The 16,141-nt window shown below is 57.3% G+C and carries 21 protein-coding genes, 1 tRNA gene and 1 pseudogene; 11 read left to right on the top strand and 12 right to left on the bottom strand.

Features of this window, described 5'->3' with window-relative positions; genetic code table 11:
- Positions 1 to 33 precede the first annotated feature (33 nt).
- The 3 genes from FZX13_RS02655 to FZX13_RS02645 all read left to right on the top strand — a co-directional run bounded on the left by FZX13_RS02655 (position 34) and on the right by FZX13_RS02645 (position 1,002).
- Positions 34 to 120: transfer RNA gene (locus FZX13_RS02655), tRNA-Ser, on the top strand.
- 209 nt (positions 121 to 329) lie between these two features.
- A complete protein-coding gene (locus tag FZX13_RS02650) occupies positions 330 to 626 on the top strand; it encodes a DUF3104 domain-containing protein (RefSeq protein ID WP_226407030.1) in 297 nt (98 codons plus the stop codon).
- Positions 627 to 843: 217 nt separating this feature from the next.
- Positions 844 to 1,002, top strand: coding sequence for a hypothetical protein (locus FZX13_RS02645; protein ID WP_226407028.1), 159 nt, complete (start codon positions 844 to 846; stop codon positions 1,000 to 1,002).
- Between the two features lie 767 nt (positions 1,003 to 1,769).
- Here the strand turns inward: FZX13_RS02645 and FZX13_RS02640 are convergent.
- The gene (locus FZX13_RS02640; RefSeq protein ID WP_226407026.1) at positions 1,770 to 2,024 is read right to left on the bottom strand and encodes a hypothetical protein; all 255 of its coding nucleotides are present in this window, start codon (positions 2,022 to 2,024) and stop codon (positions 1,770 to 1,772) included.
- 883 nt (positions 2,025 to 2,907) lie between these two features.
- On the opposite strand from FZX13_RS02640, the gene FZX13_RS02635 reads away from it, so the two are divergent.
- Together FZX13_RS02635 and FZX13_RS02630 are read left to right on the top strand one after the other, a co-directional pair.
- Complete coding sequence (locus FZX13_RS02635) at positions 2,908 to 3,144, top strand: hypothetical protein (RefSeq protein WP_226407024.1); 237 nt, start codon at positions 2,908 to 2,910, stop codon at positions 3,142 to 3,144.
- A 17-nt stretch (positions 3,145 to 3,161) separates the two neighbouring features.
- Positions 3,162 to 3,563 carry a hypothetical protein gene (locus FZX13_RS02630; RefSeq protein WP_226407022.1) on the top strand — a complete coding sequence of 134 codons (402 nt, stop codon included), beginning with the start codon at positions 3,162 to 3,164 and terminating at the stop codon, positions 3,561 to 3,563.
- On the opposite strand, the gene FZX13_RS02625 is transcribed toward FZX13_RS02630, so the two are convergent.
- The 4 genes from FZX13_RS02625 to FZX13_RS02610 form a co-directional block, all read right to left on the bottom strand.
- Positions 3,547 to 4,014, bottom strand: coding sequence for an HIT family protein (locus tag FZX13_RS02625; RefSeq protein WP_226407020.1), 468 nt, complete (start codon positions 4,012 to 4,014; stop codon positions 3,547 to 3,549). The two genes, FZX13_RS02630 and FZX13_RS02625, sit on opposite strands and share 17 nt — an antisense overlap.
- Before the next feature lie 11 nt (positions 4,015 to 4,025).
- Entirely contained in the window at positions 4,026 to 4,313 is a 288-nt protein-coding gene (locus FZX13_RS02620) for a hypothetical protein (RefSeq protein WP_226407009.1), read from the bottom strand.
- A 67-nt stretch (positions 4,314 to 4,380) separates the two neighbouring features.
- Complete coding sequence (locus FZX13_RS02615) at positions 4,381 to 5,076, bottom strand: SDR family NAD(P)-dependent oxidoreductase (protein ID WP_226407007.1); 696 nt, start codon at positions 5,074 to 5,076, stop codon at positions 4,381 to 4,383.
- Positions 5,076 to 5,618: a TIGR00730 family Rossman fold protein gene (locus tag FZX13_RS02610; protein ID WP_226407005.1), complete on the bottom strand. Its 543-nt coding sequence runs from the start codon at positions 5,616 to 5,618 to the stop codon at positions 5,076 to 5,078. Before FZX13_RS02610 ends, FZX13_RS02615 begins: the two co-directional genes overlap by 1 nt.
- Here FZX13_RS02610 and FZX13_RS02605 point away from each other — a divergent pair.
- Together FZX13_RS02605 and FZX13_RS02600 are read left to right on the top strand one after the other, a co-directional pair.
- The gene (locus FZX13_RS02605; RefSeq protein ID WP_226407003.1) at positions 5,613 to 6,518 is read left to right on the top strand and encodes an SdiA-regulated domain-containing protein; all 906 of its coding nucleotides are present in this window, start codon (positions 5,613 to 5,615) and stop codon (positions 6,516 to 6,518) included. The genes FZX13_RS02610 and FZX13_RS02605 overlap by 6 nt on opposite strands.
- Complete coding sequence (locus tag FZX13_RS02600; protein ID WP_226407001.1) at positions 6,505 to 7,452, top strand: SDR family NAD(P)-dependent oxidoreductase; 948 nt, start codon at positions 6,505 to 6,507, stop codon at positions 7,450 to 7,452. Before FZX13_RS02605 ends, FZX13_RS02600 begins: the two co-directional genes overlap by 14 nt.
- A 74-nt stretch (positions 7,453 to 7,526) precedes the next feature.
- On the opposite strand, the pseudogene FZX13_RS02595 reads toward FZX13_RS02600, so the two are convergent.
- Positions 7,527 to 7,769: pseudogene (locus FZX13_RS02595) on the bottom strand (DUF389 domain-containing protein); the annotation flags it as partial.
- Between the two features lie 89 nt (positions 7,770 to 7,858).
- Between FZX13_RS02595 and FZX13_RS02590 the strand changes: the two are divergent.
- A complete protein-coding gene (locus FZX13_RS02590) occupies positions 7,859 to 8,725 on the top strand; it encodes a DMT family transporter (RefSeq protein ID WP_226406999.1) in 867 nt (288 codons plus the stop codon).
- Here FZX13_RS02590 and cobW read toward each other — a convergent pair.
- Positions 8,662 to 9,780 (bottom strand): cobalamin biosynthesis protein CobW, encoded by a 1,119-nt coding sequence (gene cobW / locus FZX13_RS02585; RefSeq protein WP_226406997.1) that lies wholly within the window; start codon positions 9,778 to 9,780, stop codon positions 8,662 to 8,664. The two genes, FZX13_RS02590 and cobW, sit on opposite strands and share 64 nt — an antisense overlap.
- A gap of 6 nt (positions 9,781 to 9,786) precedes the next feature.
- Positions 9,787 to 10,296 (bottom strand): pentapeptide repeat-containing protein, encoded by a 510-nt coding sequence (locus FZX13_RS02580; RefSeq protein ID WP_226406995.1) that lies wholly within the window; start codon positions 10,294 to 10,296, stop codon positions 9,787 to 9,789.
- Positions 10,297 to 10,351: 55 nt separating this feature from the next.
- Between FZX13_RS02580 and FZX13_RS02575 the strand changes: the two genes are divergently transcribed.
- The 3 genes from FZX13_RS02575 to ilvD are packed head-to-tail and all read left to right on the top strand — an operon-like array spanning position 10,352 to position 12,990.
- On the top strand, positions 10,352 to 10,957 hold the full coding sequence (locus FZX13_RS02575) for a uracil phosphoribosyltransferase (RefSeq protein ID WP_226406993.1): 606 nt from the start codon (positions 10,352 to 10,354) through the stop codon (positions 10,955 to 10,957).
- 36 nt (positions 10,958 to 10,993) lie between these two features.
- Positions 10,994 to 11,272: a hypothetical protein gene (locus tag FZX13_RS02570; protein WP_115023247.1), complete on the top strand. Its 279-nt coding sequence runs from the start codon at positions 10,994 to 10,996 to the stop codon at positions 11,270 to 11,272.
- Positions 11,273 to 11,316: 44 nt separating this feature from the next.
- Complete coding sequence (gene ilvD / locus FZX13_RS02565) at positions 11,317 to 12,990, top strand: dihydroxy-acid dehydratase (protein WP_226406991.1); 1,674 nt, start codon at positions 11,317 to 11,319, stop codon at positions 12,988 to 12,990.
- Between the two features lies 1 nt (position 12,991).
- Here ilvD and FZX13_RS02560 read toward each other — a convergent pair whose 3' ends face one another.
- The 4 genes from FZX13_RS02560 to gndA are packed head-to-tail and all read right to left on the bottom strand — an operon-like array spanning position 12,992 to position 16,048.
- The gene (locus FZX13_RS02560) at positions 12,992 to 13,360 is read right to left on the bottom strand and encodes a hypothetical protein (RefSeq protein ID WP_226406989.1); all 369 of its coding nucleotides are present in this window, start codon (positions 13,358 to 13,360) and stop codon (positions 12,992 to 12,994) included.
- A 4-nt stretch (positions 13,361 to 13,364) separates the two neighbouring features.
- A complete protein-coding gene (locus FZX13_RS02555) occupies positions 13,365 to 13,925 on the bottom strand; it encodes a CIA30 family protein (RefSeq protein WP_226406987.1) in 561 nt (186 codons plus the stop codon).
- Positions 13,906 to 14,619 carry a 6-phosphogluconolactonase gene (gene pgl, locus FZX13_RS02550; protein ID WP_226406985.1) on the bottom strand — a complete coding sequence of 238 codons (714 nt, stop codon included), beginning with the start codon at positions 14,617 to 14,619 and terminating at the stop codon, positions 13,906 to 13,908. Before pgl ends, FZX13_RS02555 begins: the two co-directional genes overlap by 20 nt.
- 10 nt (positions 14,620 to 14,629) lie before the next feature.
- Positions 14,630 to 16,048, bottom strand: coding sequence for an NADP-dependent phosphogluconate dehydrogenase (gene gndA, locus FZX13_RS02545; protein ID WP_115023257.1), 1,419 nt, complete (start codon positions 16,046 to 16,048; stop codon positions 14,630 to 14,632).
- Positions 16,049 to 16,141: the final 93 nt, after the last annotated feature.

Genomic DNA, 16,141 nt, shown 5'->3' with positions numbered 1-16,141 from the left:
GTTAGGTGTCTCCCGAGGCACCTGACACCCTCTGGAGAGGTGGTCGAGTGGTTTATGGCTCTGGTCTTGAAAACCAGCGTGTCTTCACGGGCACCGTGGGTTCGAATCCCACCCTCTCCGCTTTCAACTACAAAGCACCCAGCGAGTGCTGGAGCGCATTTGGCGGACATCCGCAACATTCCATTAATCGCCAGAATGAACGACCTCTGATCAGCATCCATGCCCACCGGGACGACTTCACGGATCTCAGGAATTTGGACAGTTAGCCGCTGTTGCCACCAGACAGCTCCCTAGCTATCAGTACATGTGTACTGCAAGAAAGGTCAGAGATGTCCGTTGATCACAGCGTCCTCACCGTCAAAGCTGACGCCCCGTTCCTTTATGTCCGCCCTGGGCACTTCGTGATCGTTGGTGGTGACCACATCGAACAGGGTGATTGGTGGATGGGCCAGGTGATTTTCTGCGAGGGAAGTGCTCGTCACCCCAAGATCCCGTCCCTGTTCCAAGTGGCTGATGTCGATACAGGAGCGATCAAGTGGATTAATGCCGACGAGGTGACGAATGTGATTTGGTCAATGGATGGATGGCCTACCAGCACCCCCATTTACGAAAAGCACAAGGGATGAGGTCACGAGAAACGTTCCTTCTCCGAACAGCTGGAGGCTGATTGAAAGGGGTGAGACAGTGCCGAACACCCACACACTGGCGACGGATCACTGATTGGCATCACCAGCAATTCAGGAGATCTTGCAGACTCCTGCTGATGCATGGGTTCGTTGTCCTGGGTGAATCGCGTCTAGTGCAGCGGAATGGCGGTTCGCCCTCACGTCATTTACGGCCAAGGTGGCGGTCTTCTGGTTGCTTGAGCTGGCGTTCTGTGAATGGGATCCGCAAAGGCGAGTTTGCGATCTGGTGGAGAAAGGCTTCGTCCCCTGCCTAATCACGTATGCGGTGATGGATTTTCTGGTGATTCCGACACTCCGGCGACGCTGGCACCGTTGATGGAAGTGCTGGCCAGCCCAGCGCTATCAGCACTCCGTTGAACATTCGATCAGGGCGTCAGTAACGCACTCCCTTCCACCACAATAGGCATTGCATTGACGGCCTCAACAGACATCCAAGCTCCAGGAGCTTGATAGATCGAAAATACTGTTGAAGTATCAAAGAAATGTTTGTGGTCGACGGTGATGCACCACCGGAGCGATTCGACCACGTGCATACCTTGATAGGCATGGAGACAATATGGAGTTCAGCACCAAATCTCTTAACAAAGAACGGACTTGACCCCAGTCGAAACAAGGGTCAAATCTCGGCTCTCGTCGGACATCGCTCTGCCCGGCTTCCAAGCCCCAATAGCAGCTTTGGCACGACCACTATGAGCCAAAAAGTGCAGGATTTCGTCGTAGACAGAGGCAATTTTTCGACATTCACAAATTCCGTTCGAGTCTCGGAATGATTCCCCTCTAGATGGCCTAGCCATGGTCGGCTCAATAGGACGCCTAGACGCTCGTCAGACTCAATCCGTCAGCAGGCGAGGCTTCGCTGAGGTGCCAAAGCAGCATGAAAATCTCTGCGGAACCAAATCGCAGGCCACATAGCGTTCAGGCTTTGGCACTTAGTAAAAAGTATGTATGCCGAATGATGGACCGGAACCGGTTCTTGCAATCGCTCAGGAGTGGGCTTGAGCATGGGAGTGAAGCCAACGATTGCGAAATTCCGGCGATACCAGACATCTGTCGTGGCTGGAGACTTGAGTGGGCTTGGCCTGCTTAGGACGGACGGTCGATGCTGCTTCCGTCGAAGTCGAAGATGTAAGCCGACTCCTCCGTCACCAGTTGGCGTATTTCCTGACGGGGGATGTAAAGCAATTCTGTCTCGCCGGCCTTGCAGGCTTCTGCATGTCGGCAGTAGTAACAGGCATAACCAGCACAGGGTTTCGCGACCCTGGGGTCTTGATCGACGCAATGCTCTTCCATCAAGGAGCGCACAAGACGACAACAGAAATGTTGCTTCTGGATTTCCATCAACGTGAAATCCCTCAGCACATCTTGCATGCTGCGGTTTACCGAGGCGCAATACGCTTTCAGCAAAGTGTGCTCTGACTCGGCCATTTTGACGTTGACCACCTTGTCAGCCTGAATTGCAGCCGCACCCATAGCGTCTCAAAGACTATCTATACATTATAACGACACAGCAAGGGCGTTGAATTTACTTTTAAAAACACATCCAACTAACCACAATCAGAGATCGCTCATCAGACTCAAAACATCTGAGACAGTTAGCTCCGAATTAAACGATCGACAACAGAAGTTTCCTGCACCGAGCCTAAGCCAAGGCAGTTAGCCTGAAGGAGAAAACAACACTTTTGCACTATCAACAAAGCAACTTATTAACTGCAAAGCTCACACTATTCATAGCAGAAGCATATGCCCTGGAGCAAGACTTTAGCCAATATCTGCTAAAAACAATCACAGCGGAAATAACTTGATTAACGAACAAAATAATCGCGAACTTCCAACAACGCATTGCTCCGGCAACAGTGATAATTGTTAAATTCTTGACAACAATCCAACCATTCTGTTGCACAGGCGATTCAAACAAGCCAAGCGGGATTCTGATCATCAATATTGCAAATAATCATGTCGCTTAACAATTTATTTGTTCGACCTTTTGACATCCACCCAGAGCAAGAGCTCATTTGTTTAATGCCTGATAGCCCCAGAGACGCTTCGGGGGGAACCTGGCCCTACCCGACGACACAACACCTCAGAGGCGCCCTTGGCTGCAAAAGCAGATCAAGGCGCAGGGCCTCTATCGAGTAACCCAGAAGCAACCCCATGGAATCTCAGCAGTTGCTTTTGGGTGACTTTGAAGGTACTCTTGAGTTGCTTCGGCAGCACACGGGTCATGATCAGAACCTCCACCCGCGAAACCCAGGTCAAGCTCACGGTCTCGGTTCCACCGAGCCTTCATGTTCTGCTACGCAGCTGGGCCCTGTGCGAAGGCCGAGAGCTCACCAGTGTTGTGCTTCAGTGCGTTGAGCACTCAGTGCGCCAACTCAAGAGCAATGGCTCTATTCCCAGCGCAGCCATCCGTGCTTACGAGGGTGCCTGTGATGAACGCTTGGCTGTGGGAGGTCTTTAATCGTGCAGATCGAACGGATGGAACAAGCTCTCCAGGCGCCGGTCATGGAAGCAGTGATTGCCCTAAGCGAACGGGTGCAAACTCTTCAGGACAATCCCGAGGGGCGGATCTACACCGCGTATCGCGCCATTGATCAAGCTCTCACCCTTGGCTATTGCGACAACATCGAAGCGATTGATCAACAGATCCGCGATCGCGATTTTGTCGTCCTCGCTAGTCGTCGGGGAACCCGTCGTGAGCAGCGGTTGCTTCTGCTTACCCTCAAAGAAATCGGGATCACTGGCAGCTATAGCGATAACTGCTTTAAAGCCTCACCCCACACCTTGATTCATCTCAAACACCTCGGCTGGCCTCTTGGCCGCTTGAAGCACAGCATCAACAACAGCAAAACCCGCAAGCGGTTCAACTCTGAGCGGTGATTAAGGAACGACTGCGTTGAACTAACGAGGCCACAGCAGCTGGATCTGATGCAGCTCGATCACCTGAATCCATGGCTCGATAAAGGTCTGCAACGGCCCAGGCCGTGGACGCCGGTTCATCGAGGTGTCGAGGGATGAGATGCAGATGAAGGTGTTGGGCACCTTCACCGAAGGCGATCGCATACACGCGCTCGCACCCGGTGATCTGCTTCACAAGATGACTGGCATCTCTTACTGCGCGTCCCCAGTCTGAAGCCTCCGCCTCAGAGAAATCCACAGGTCCAGAACAGTGGCGTAGTGAATCAAGCAAGAGCCAGCCGGGGAGTGGGGCTGGGTCAGGGTGATGGCGCAGCACCCAGAGCTCAGACCGCCGAATCTCATAACGCTGTCGGGCTGCAGGGTCGGCATGCAGCTGACAAATGGCACAGCTTTCCACGGAGATGGTGTTCAACGGTGCAGGGTTCAACGGCGCACGGCTCCACGGCCGTTGCCGATCAAGCCGAAGTCAATGATGAGTCCGATCAAAACCACCAACAGTCCACTGAAGGAGGAGACTCCTCCAAACGACGCCTCAGCCCAGCAATACCCAAGAGTTGTTGTGGGAAGAAACAACAGGCCAAGAAAGGGAAGTACTGGATTGGGAACACTGGTGCCAGTGAATGGCTGCAGAACGAAGCTGCTGTTGATCAACCACATCAACACCAAGACAAGGCGTGGGGCAAGCAAGCCAATCGCCGCCAGAAGACACATCGCGGTAAAGACGCTGCGTCATCCATAGCGCCGTCACCGGAGCAGGAAAGCCTCGTCACCAGAAGATTCAGGTTTCGAAGGAACAATTCATCGCTAACTCGAAGGGAACCGAAGCATCCGGCAGCGACAGCAGGGTGCTGGAAAGCATCGCCAGGTCACCGGGTTGGGTCATTTCTGCCGGTTGTACCGCCGTCACCGCACGAGCCATGTCGGTGTTGACCCAACTGGGACAGATCGCGGTCACGCGAATCCCCTGGTCCCAGCCTTCATTGCGCATGCTCTGGCAAAGCGCCATCAAGGCGTATTTGCTAACGGGGTATCCCGCCATCCGACCCTTGACGCGCTTGCCACTCATCGAGACCAGAACCTGAATCCGCCCATGGCCACAGGACGCCAAGGATGGCCAGGCGGCGCGAGTCAGCCACCAGGGTCCCATCACATTGACGGACCAGAGTTCATCCAGGTCGCGCTCTTCGCCATTGGCAAACAGCAGCGGGGTGCGATGCAAAATTCCAGCACAGTGGATCAGGGTGTCGATCTGTCCCCACTGGTGAATGGTGGCCTCCACCCAGGCTTGAGCACTCGCGGGTTCCCTGGCGTCGTAGGGATGATGGGCAACTCGGTCGACATCAAGTTCAGTTCCCCTGAGTGAATCTGGATCTCGCAAGCCGAGGCTGAGACGATGACCGTCGTCCAGGAGTCGCTTCGCAATGGACCGACCGATGCCTCGACTGGCTCCGGTGAGCAAGACAGTGCGTGGCATCAGGTCACGTTCAAGAGTTGATTGAGAAGAGATTGTGGTGTCGATGCATCCACCAGAAGAGCTCGATTTTCCATCGTCATGAATCCTGTCGAGACGCTGTCATCCAGAAATCTCAGCAAAGCGTCGAAGTAGCCATTGACGTTGAGCATGCCGATCGGTTTGGCATGAAAACGAAGCTGAGCCCATGTCAATGCCTCAAACAACTCCTCCAGCGTTCCAAGACCACCGGGCATTGCAATTACCGCATCAGCCAACTCAATCATCCGCGCTTTTCGCTCATGCATCGAGCCCACAACATCTAGACGGGTCAAGCCGGTATGCACGACCTCATCGAGCATCAACGGCTCAGGGATTACCCCGATCACCTCACCACCAGAAGCCAGAGCGGCATCAGCAACGGCGCCCATCAAACCAATCCGGGCACCGCCATAAACCAGGGAGATGTCCTCGGAAGCAAGCAAGGCGCCCAACTCATTCGCGGCAGCCTTGAACAAGAGAGACTCTCCACTCCGAGAGCCGCAATACACAGCGATCCGATGCATGACGCCCCTGCCGTGATCCGTCCATCTTCTCCTGCAGTGGCTGGCAGAAGCGACATCAATGCAGACAATCGCTTCGAATGGCACCTTGTGAACATGACCTCGTCTCGCCTTGAACTGCTGAGCCGTCACCGGATTCGTGATCCAGGGCTCGGCCTCAATGAACCTTCCGGGCTGACATTGAACCTTGATGGATCAGCGCTCTACACCGTCAGTGATGACACCAAGGCGATTTTTCGCCTTGACCTCAAGGGCAGGGTTTCGGTCGCCGACTCGTTCTTCATCGGCCTCGACGACCTGGAGGGGATTGCTATCCGCCGCGACGAAAGTGAACTGCTCGTGGTTCAAGAGGCGACAAATTCACTCGTGGTGGTGGATCTCAACACCCGGCGTGAACGCTCTCGCCGCCCCCTGTCAGCCATGAGCAACTACGACACCATCGCTGACTATTTCCCAGATCCCCCAGACAACAATGGATTGGAGGGAATCACCGTAAACACCAGCAACGACCACGTGTTTGTCGTCAAGGAGCAACGACCAGGTCTGTTGATCGAACTCGACCCCGCTCTCACAACCATTCTTTCAACGAGGGTGCTGCAAGCAGACCAGGGGTTCAATCACCCCCGGCTCAAGTCCGACAAAATTGATTTTTCCGGGCTGAGTTACGACAGCAGGAATGACACGATCTGGATTGCCAGCGACAAAGGTCAGTGCCTGTTCCAATACGACTGGACACGTGATGTTGTTCTTCAGCGCCTTGATCTCACCATCAGCACTGGAGCCAAGGAAAGGCAGATCCGCAAACCCGAGGGCATTGCCTTCGATCCGCAACGGAACAGGATGTATGTGGTGAGCGATCGTGACGCTGATCTCTACGTGTTCAAAGTCCATGACGACAGCTGAGCAGCGCAGAGTCCTGATCACTGGTGCAAGCAGCGGGATCGGGCTTGAAGCGGCAAAGATCCTGCTGGCCCGTGGAGATGAGCTGACCATCCTTTGTCGTAATGCAGAACGGGCCGGTCAAACCCAAGCAGCGTTGTCTGGATCTGTTCAGACCTGTGTTGCTGATCTGGCAGACCTTGGGTCCGTCGCCAAGGCGATCAACTACCTCCGTCAGAGCCACACAACATTTGATGCGATGGTGCTCAATGCGGGGTTGCAATACGCCGGACATCGTTCACCCCGTTGGAGTCAACAAGGCATTGAACTCACCTTTGCGGTGAACCATTTGGCCCATCAACTCCTGGTTGAAAGATTGAAGGAGCACGCCCGAGCCATTGTCATCACCGCCTCTGAGGTGCACAACCCATCCACTGGAGGTGGACGGGTTGGCCAACCTGCGGGACTCGGCACGATGGAGGGCATTCACCAGGGGCCAGGGGCGGCCATGGTGGACGGCATAAGCCCTTTCAATGCTGATAAGGCCTACAAGGACAGCAAGCTCTGCAATCTGCTGATGGCCCAGGAGATTCATCGTCAAAGTCCTGGAGTCCCCGTGGTGGCATGGAGTCCGGGGCTGGTGATTCCACGGACATCAGGGGGGTTTTTCAGAAACAGTCGCCAAGCCAATCCCATGGGGCAGGCCTTGTTTGGATTTGTCGCCCGAGATCTATTGAGATTGACGGAAAGCGTTGAACAGGCCGGAGGTCTTTTGGTGCGACTCATCGACGAAGAGCTCAACCAGCCTGGATTCACTTACTGGAGCAACGGGCTGCTGGGGCCCGGACGACATCAATTCAGCCCAACTGAATCTTCCGAAGAAGCATCCGACAGCAACAAAGCGACGACTCTCTGGACGCTGTCGTCCAATCTGATCAAGGCGACGCTTTCAACATAAAACTGTTGTTCAGCCCCATAGAAAGACACACAGACAACAGAACGTCGGATCAATTTCCCGTCACTGACGGCTCAACCAAAAGCCAAGCTGAGGATGGGGTCCATCAGCGGGGCGACGATCATGGCTCCAATGACGACAGCCGTGCTGTTGGAGATCAACCCAATGGTTGCGATCACCGCTGAACTGATCAGAAGAATCAAAAAGCCAAGCGAAGGCTTGGATGATGCGATCCGTGCTTCGTATAGCTCAGTACGCGGGACACGACTTTCAAGATGAACCGGCCAATGCCCCGACAAGTTCTCAAGCAAGTGCCCCAGCGCCTTTCGCCTCTCAAGAACTCACGTTCCTGAATTGGGCACAGAGTTCTGAACGACACAGCAGACTTCACGACGATCACCATCACGAGATGACGGGAGTGCTGGCGGCCCTCGGTGCAGCCATGGCCTGGACCGGAGCCAGTGCTCTTTGGCGTTCGCTATCGGGTCGGGTGACGGCGATCCGGCTCAATGCTTTGAAAAACGGCCTGGCCAGCCTGGTGTTTCTGCCGGTACTGCTCATGCTTCCGCGGGATACCGAGGCAGAAGCTGTGTTGCTGCTGCTGATCAGCGGCTTGATCGGAATTGCTGCAGGAGACAGCTTTTACCTCGGTGCTTTACGTCGACTTGGCACCCGTCGAACCCTCACCGTCGAGGCAAGCGGTCCGGTGCTGGCAAGCATCGCTGGAGTCCTTGTGATGGGGGACAGCTTGAGTTCAAGGAACTGGCTTGGCGCCATCCTGGTGTCGGGCGCGGTTGTGCTGATCGCGTTACAGGCCAAGGAAGCAAGCCATCAACAAGAGGGTGAAATCGGCACCGAACTGAGCAGCGGTCTGATGTTGGCCCTCGTCGCTGTGATCTGTGGTCTGAGCGGGGCCTTTCTTGCCCGTCATGTCTTGATCAGCTCAGAACTGACGCCACTGCAGACGGCAGCCATTCGCTTGCTGGGGGGATGGCTTGGTCTGATCCCCGTGATGAAGGGGGCCTGGAGAAGATCAGCAATGACACGGCAGGAGCAATGGAAGCTTGTGGTCGCCACCCTGATCGGAACCAACGGGGGCATCCTGTTGCAACAGGTCGTGTTGCAGACCATGCCCGTTGGACAAGGCGTCACGTTGATGGCTACGGCTCCGGTGATGGCTCTTTTTATTGGCCGAATGGAAGGTGATCCGATTCAGCTCCCCGGAGCTGCTGCTGCAGTGCTGGCCTTGGCCGGTGTGGCCTGCACAAGCCTCTGAAGAGCGGTTTCCACGGCCGAAGCTGCAGTGTTGTTCAACGCCAGCACCACAAGATCAGCACCGCAGCCAACCTCAGGACGCCAGGCATGGCTGGGGGCAGCTTCAAACCAGCTGTTCAGCCGTGGCCCCACCATCTGGACTTGAAGCGGAAGCGCTTTGCCCTGCAACCAGACGCGCCCTTTTAGACGAAGCACCTGCTGATCACGAACGAGGTTGGGCAGCAGCTGCTCGAAAGCCTGCCGATCCAAGGCGCCTTCCACGCGAACGTTGCTACCGACCATCTCGACGTGGGTGTGGTCGTGATGATCGTGATCGTGATCGTGGTGGTGGTCGTCGTGGTGCTCGTGGTCGTGGCTCTGATGCGTGGCCTGGTGCTCCAGTCCCAGCACAACAGCCGTCTCCACCTGGCCCTGAGAGACCGGAAGCAGAGCAGTTCCCGGTCGGACTTTGTTGCTAATTCCCTCCTTCACATCAGCCATCGCCGAAGCGTCCAGACGATCGGCACGACTGATCAAGACCAGGTCAGCGGCCTGGAGTTGATCCTCAAACAACTCGTCGATGGCGGTGAGGTGATCGAGGCTCGGATCCTCGGCGCGCTGACGCTCAAGCGCATCGGCATCAGCCACAGGGCTGCCCTGCGCAAGGGCCTCGCCATCCACCAACGTCACCACACCATTCACATGAACACGGCTGCGAATGGCGGGCCAGTCCAAAGCCTGAAGCAAGGGACGTGGCAAGGCCAGGCCGCTGGTTTCAACAACAATCCCATCCAGCTGATCCGCCCGTTCAAGCAACGTCTCCATCGTCGGGAGGAAATCGTCCTGAACCGTGCAACAGAGGCAGCCGTTGTTCAGCTCCACCAGGCGGCCGGCCACATCCTCCTCAGGGCAAAAGCCACAACTGCGGATCAGATCACCATCAAGGCCCACACTGCCAAATTCATTCACCATCACCGCCAAACGCTGGCCGCCGCGGGTAAGCAGATGGCGCAGCACAGTGGTCTTACCAGCCCCAAGGAAGCCAGTGATCACGGTCACCGGCAGACGTTTTGGCATGGGAACTTAAGGGCGACAGCCCAGGCTCTCACGGGTTGACACCCCGCTAATCGGGTTGGAGCCATCAGCCCTTGCGCAAAGGGCCCGCTGCTGAGGCAGATCGATCACGGCGTTGGTGAAATCAGCACCATCAATCTGCGCGTCGGTAAAACGGCTTTGCATCATCATTGCGTTGGTGAAATTGGCACCACGCAGATCGGCGCCTTCGAAGTGACTGGCAAAGCCGACGACATCGGAGAGGTTGGCGTCACGCAGATCGGCGCCCTGAAGTTGAGAGGTGTTGATCACAGCTCCCCGCAAATCTGTGCCGCTCAGATTCACCTCCCGCAGATCGGCCTTAAGGAACTCTTTCTCCTTGAGATCGAGGCCGTGCATGTCGGAGCTGATCTCCTGAACTGCAAACTGTCCGCGGAGTTCCGGAGCCGTGATGGCCTCGGCCGACTCAGGCCAGAAGATGGTGCTGAGAACCAGCAGGATCACCGCCAGCAGCGAGGCCGTACGTCGAAGGGCGCCCATGAGACCGGTAATTTGAGCAATCACGTTATGGCAAACACCAGCGGAGCGAGTCGTTATGGCCATGAGCCTGCGGGTGGTGGTTCCACCCCATCCCCTAATCGGTCATTGGCTGACGATGCTGCGGCACAGGGAAACCCCTCCAGCCCTTTATGCCACTGGACTGCAGGAACTGGGCCGCTGGCTCACCTACGAAGCCCTGCGGGACTGGTTGCCCCATCGTCGCGACACGGTGCCCGGGATGGACGGAGACACCGAAGGAACCATCGTTGAGGCTTCTGTGCCCCTGATCGCCATCCCAGTTCTTCCTGGTGGCCTCGAGCTGTGGCAAGGAGGACGATCCGTACTACCTGATGCATCCCTTTGTTTAGGGACATGCCCGCAGGAGATTGAGGCGAACGCTGGGGTGATTCTGTTTATTGATCAGATCCGCGATGGCCAGGCCACACTCCAGCTCCTTCAGGAGCTGCAAAACAAGGGTGTTGATGGGCGACGTCTGCGTTTAATCACCGCGCTGTGTGCCAGTCCGGGGCTGAAGCTATTGGGAGAAACCGTTCCCGACCTGACGCTGCACACTGCTTGCATCGACGAAGGTCTGGGTGAACAAGGCGAGATTCGTCCGGGAATCGGTGACCCTGTGCGACGGCTCAACCTCAGACATTGAGAGCGTGACTAACCTTCAGTCAGGTTGATTGCACCCATGGCCCAGCAGCACGACACGGGCTCAGGCACCCTGGCAACGCTGGTCACCGGAGCAGTGCTCGGTGCCGCTGGTCTGGCCTGGTGGCTCTTGAATGAAGCCGACAGGCGTAGGCGCTATGGAGTGCAGAAGTCGATGTTGCATGCGCCGCGAATGCAAGACGGCTCTGAAGTGCTGGACAGCTCACCCAACGGTCACCTCGAGGAACGGGTGGAAAAACTGAACGCTGAGATCGCCCGCGTTCGCGCCCAACTTGAAGGTCTCGGTAGCGAAGGATGAGCGCTCGGTAGGTTGGCTTAATCGCCACTGGTCCGCTCCGTTACATGCTTCGCTCTGATGCCGTCACCAAGGGGATTCAGCGGTCTCCCAACCGGGCCATGCTGCGGGCCGTCGGTTTTGGAGACAGTGATTTTGGCAAGCCGATCCTGGGCATTGCCAACGGCTACAGCACCATCACTCCATGCAATGTGGGGCTGAATGACCTGTCTAAAAGGGCTGAGGAAGCAGCCCGACAGGCCGGAGGCATGCCTCAGATGTTTGGAACCATCACGGTGAGTGATGGCATATCCATGGGCACCGAAGGGATGAAGTACTCCCTGGTGAGTCGGGAGGTGATCGCCGATGCGATCGAAACTGCCTGCAACGGCCAGAGCATGGACGGCGTGCTGGCTGTTGGCGGCTGCGACAAGAACATGCCCGGCGCGATGCTGGCCATGGCACGGATGAATATTCCGTCGGTGTTCGTCTACGGCGGCACGATCAAGCCCGGCAAGCTTGGCGGCTGTGATCTCACGGTGGTGAGCGCTTTTGAAGCTGTCGGCCAGCTGACCAGCGGCAAAATCGATGAAGCGCAGCTCACCGCGGTTGAGAAAAATGCCTGCCCGGGTGCTGGCAGTTGCGGCGGCATGTTCACCGCCAACACGATGAGTGCCGCCATCGAAACAATGGGTCTCAGCCTCCCCTACAGCTCGACGATGGCTGCGGAGGACGAGGAAAAAGCCGACAGTGCAGCGCGCTCCGCTGAGGTGCTGGTCGAGGCGGTGAAAGCCAATATTCGCCCCCTCGATCTGCTCACCAAAGAAGCATTTGAGAACGCCATCAGCGTGATCATGGCGGTAGGTGGCTCCACCAATGCGGTGCTCCACCTGCTAGCCATTGCCCGCACAGCCGGTGTCGACCTGAGCATCGACGACTTCGAGCGAATCCGTCAGCGGGTGCCGGTGATCTGCGATCTCAAGCCCAGCGGTCGCTACGTAACCGTTGATCTGCACAATGCCGGCGGTATCCCCCAGGTGATGAAGCTTTTACTCGATGCCGGGTTGCTCCACGGGGACTGCCGCACGGTGGAAGGAAAAAGCCTGAAGGAGCTTCTGGCGGACGTTCCAGGAGAACCACCCACCGGGCAAGACGTGATCCGTCCACTCAGCGACCCCATGTACGCCAAGGGACATCTGGCGATCCTCAAGGGCAACCTGGCGACAGAAGGCAGCGTGGCCAAGATCAGCGGTGTGAAAACGCCTGTGCTCACTGGACCAGCCCGGGTTTTCGAAAGCGAGGAAAAATGCCTGGCTTCCATCCTCGACAAGCAGATCAAAGCCGGTGACGTGGTCGTCGTCCGCTACGAGGGTCCCGTCGGTGGACCTGGCATGCGGGAGATGCTGGCTCCCACCTCAGCGATCGTGGGACAAGGCCTTGGGGACAAGGTCGCTCTGATCACCGATGGGCGCTTCAGCGGTGGCACCTACGGTCTCGTTGTGGGCCATGTCGCTCCGGAAGCCGCAGTCGGAGGAACCATCGGCCTGGTTCAGGAAGGCGACAGCATCACCGTCGATGCCGACCAACTGCTGCTTCAACTGAACGTGGATGAGGCCGAACTGGAGCGTCGTCGTGCGGGGTGGACCAAACCGCAACCGCGCTATCGCAACGGAATTCTCGGCAAATATGCACGGCTCGTCTCCAGCTCGAGCCGAGGCGCAACAACCGATCACGACGACTGAGTCAAGCGGCCGGTTGCACCAGAGCCCTTAAGCGTCGACCCAGCGCCTCCAAAGGAGCGGCATCCTGCGGCTCCGAGCAACGTTGGCCCGAGGCCCCATCCATCCAAACCGGATGTCGCCCGTGCCAGAGCATTGGGCGTTCGGGTTGATCCCACCAGCTGAGCATCAGATTGATCTCATCACCACTCCGATAAATCTCCAGCTCAAGATCCCGATCGGGATGGCGCTGGCCATCGCCATCCCGGCTTTCAATCCGCACATGAAGGTCGTCGAGTTGCTCAGGAGCTGAGGGGTCAATCAAGACCACTGCATGGCTCCATGGCTTGAGACAAACGTCGGCCGCCTTGGCGATCAACACCAGAAGGTCCATCGGTTCAGGGCAAGGCGCGGATGGATCGAATCAGCATTCGTATGGAGCCGGGGCGAAAGCCTGGATTGAGATCGCCCGCATCGCCGAACTTGGAGTGCAGCACCTGAATGCGCGTGATGCCACTGGGATCGAAGCGCAACGGCAAACCAACTGGCTTGGCACGCACCGTTGGCCTGAGCTCAGTGAAAGGCACCACCACGCGGGTTACCCCATCGGGATCAGTTACGGCATCAACCACCCAGCGCAGACCACCAGGAATCAATTCGGTGAGTCCCATGGCCCCATCCCGGCAACCGATGGCAATCTTCAGCGTTCGACCCTCCCCCTCCACATCCAGCTGCAGAGCGGAGAAAGGAGAAAGGTCGAGCGGGGGGTGGAGGCGGGGCGAGCGACAGCTAACAAAACCGCCACCGGTTTCCACCAAATCTCCCTCCAGAACGAGTCCTTCTGGGGAAACATGACAACCCGCACGGGATCGGCCGCCCATGATGGTGTCATTGAGGCTGGCCCAGTCAGCGAAATCGCTGCCCTGGAAAAGAATCTGTTCAGAGACCGGCGGCTGCATCCTGATCAGCAAGGATCAGCACATCACTAGCAGGCTGAACCAGGCGTGCGGGAGTGCGCTCGGCGGACTCAGAAGAATCCAGCAGGCGCCGCAAGGCTTCTTGCTTGCCGACCCCACTCACCAGAAAAATCACTTGTCGGGCGGCACTGAGCACAGGAGCCGTCAAGGTGATCCGATCCAACCCCTTGCCACGACCAATGGTTGTCCAGCGATCCACAACCGTTGGAGCATCCGTACCGGGAAAAAGGGAGGCGGTGTGACCGTCGTCGCCCAGCCCAAGCAGCATCACATCAAACACGGGAGGGACACCCGAACAAAGCCGGGAGACCTGTTCAGCAAAGGCGTGAGCGCTGGCCTCCGGGCTCTCAAGTTCCACCGTGGGCACAGGGTGGAAGGAGGAAGAAGCTCCAGGCCCAGGGGCGAGCAGGGTGCGCCGCAACATGCCCGCGTTACTGGATTCATCCTCAGCAGCGACCCAACGCTCGTCACCCAGCACCACATCCACCCGATCCCAGGGCAGCCTCTCCTGACCAAGCAGTGAATAGGCACTGGCAGGGGTACTGCCACCAGAGAGTGCGATCTGGCATCGGTCTCTTTGATCCAAGGCAAGATCGATCTGGGCAGCGATTGTTTCGGCAGCCCGGCGGGCAAGGTCCTGAGGATCCCTCGCCCGCTCGACGCGGTAGTTCGTCATGGCTGACCGCTCAGCTGAGCCATTCGGTGTGGAACGTTCCCTCCTTGTCGACCCGTTGATAGGTGTGGGACCCGAAACAGTCGCGCATCGCCTGAACCAGGTTCTGGGGAAGGCGACCTGAGCGGTAGCTGTTGATGTAGTCGAGGGTGCTGCTGAAGCAGGGAACCGGAATGCCAGCTTCGGCAGCACCGGCAACCACCTTGGCCAGGCCGGGGAGACGGCGGTTGATCTGCTCGGCGAACCAAGGATCCACCATCAGGTTGGGCAGTTGGGGATCAGCGTCAAAGGCATCCTGAATCCGCTTGAGCAGGCGCGCGCGAATGATGCAGCCGCCTTTCCAGATCTGAGCGATGGAAGGCATGTGGAGCTCATAGTCGAGATCCTGGGACGCAATGCGTAGCAGTTCCATGCCCTGGGCATAACTGGCGATGCAGCTCAGCACCGTGGCATCCATCAACGGAGACATGGCATTGTCAGGTGTCCCCAGATCAAAGTCCTTGATTGCGGGACCCTTGAGGATGGATTCAGCCGCCATCCGTTGGGGCCTCATGGAGCTCATCACACGCGCATTGAGCGATGCATAGATGGTGGGAACCGAGGCACCCATCTGCAGTGCAGTCACCACAGTCCAGAGACCCGTACCCTTCTGGCCAGCCTGATCCGTGATCTTCTCGACCAGATCGGTTCCATCTTCAGGATCCTTGGTGCGCAGACACACCTCCGTGATCTCCACCAGGTAGGACGACAACTCCTCAGTGGCATTCCACTGACCGAGAACATCAGCCATCTGCACACCGGTCATTCCCTTGACCCGCTTCATCAGGTCGTAGCCCTCGGCCAGGATCTGCTCGATGCCGTACTCGATGCCGTTGTGGACCGTCTTGACCAGATGACCTGATCCACCGGGGCCGATGTAGGTGACACAGGGGCCATCCTCGACCTGTGCCGCCATCTTGTTCACGAGGCTCTCGATGGCCTCATAGGAGGCTTTCGTCCCCCCGGGCATCATGCTTGGCCCCTCCAAGGCGCCTTTTGCACCACCGGAGACACCCATGCCGATGAAGCCAAAACTCTTACTTTCGAGCTGCTTAACCCGGCGTTCGGTGTCGTGATAATCGGAGTTACCTCCATCAATCAGCAGATCTCCTTCCTCCAGATAAGGAGAAAGCTGATCCACCACAGCATCAACTGCGGGGCCCGCCTTCACCATCATCAAAATCCGGCGGGGGCGTTCAAGTTTGCCGACGAAGTCTTCAAGATCCGTGGCGCCCTGGATGTTCTTCTCCCTGCCGCGCCCATTCAGGAAGTCTTCAGTCTTCGCATAGGTGCGGTTGTAGACAACGCTGGAGAAGCCATTGCGCTCCGCATTGAGGACGAGGTTTTCCCCCATCACGCCGAGACCGATGAGGCCGAAGTGAGACTTGGACATGGTCTGGAGGACCACTGACAACTGTGCTCAGTGTGTTGAGGCCGGACCGCTTCGACCGCAAATCACACAAGTTATGTCAGGAATGGGCCATCA

This window comes from Synechococcus sp. MU1625 (assembly GCF_020514205.1).
Lineage (GTDB): Bacteria > Cyanobacteriota > Cyanobacteriia > PCC-6307 > Cyanobiaceae > Parasynechococcus.
This window is presented reverse-complemented; position numbering and strand designations above follow the sequence as displayed.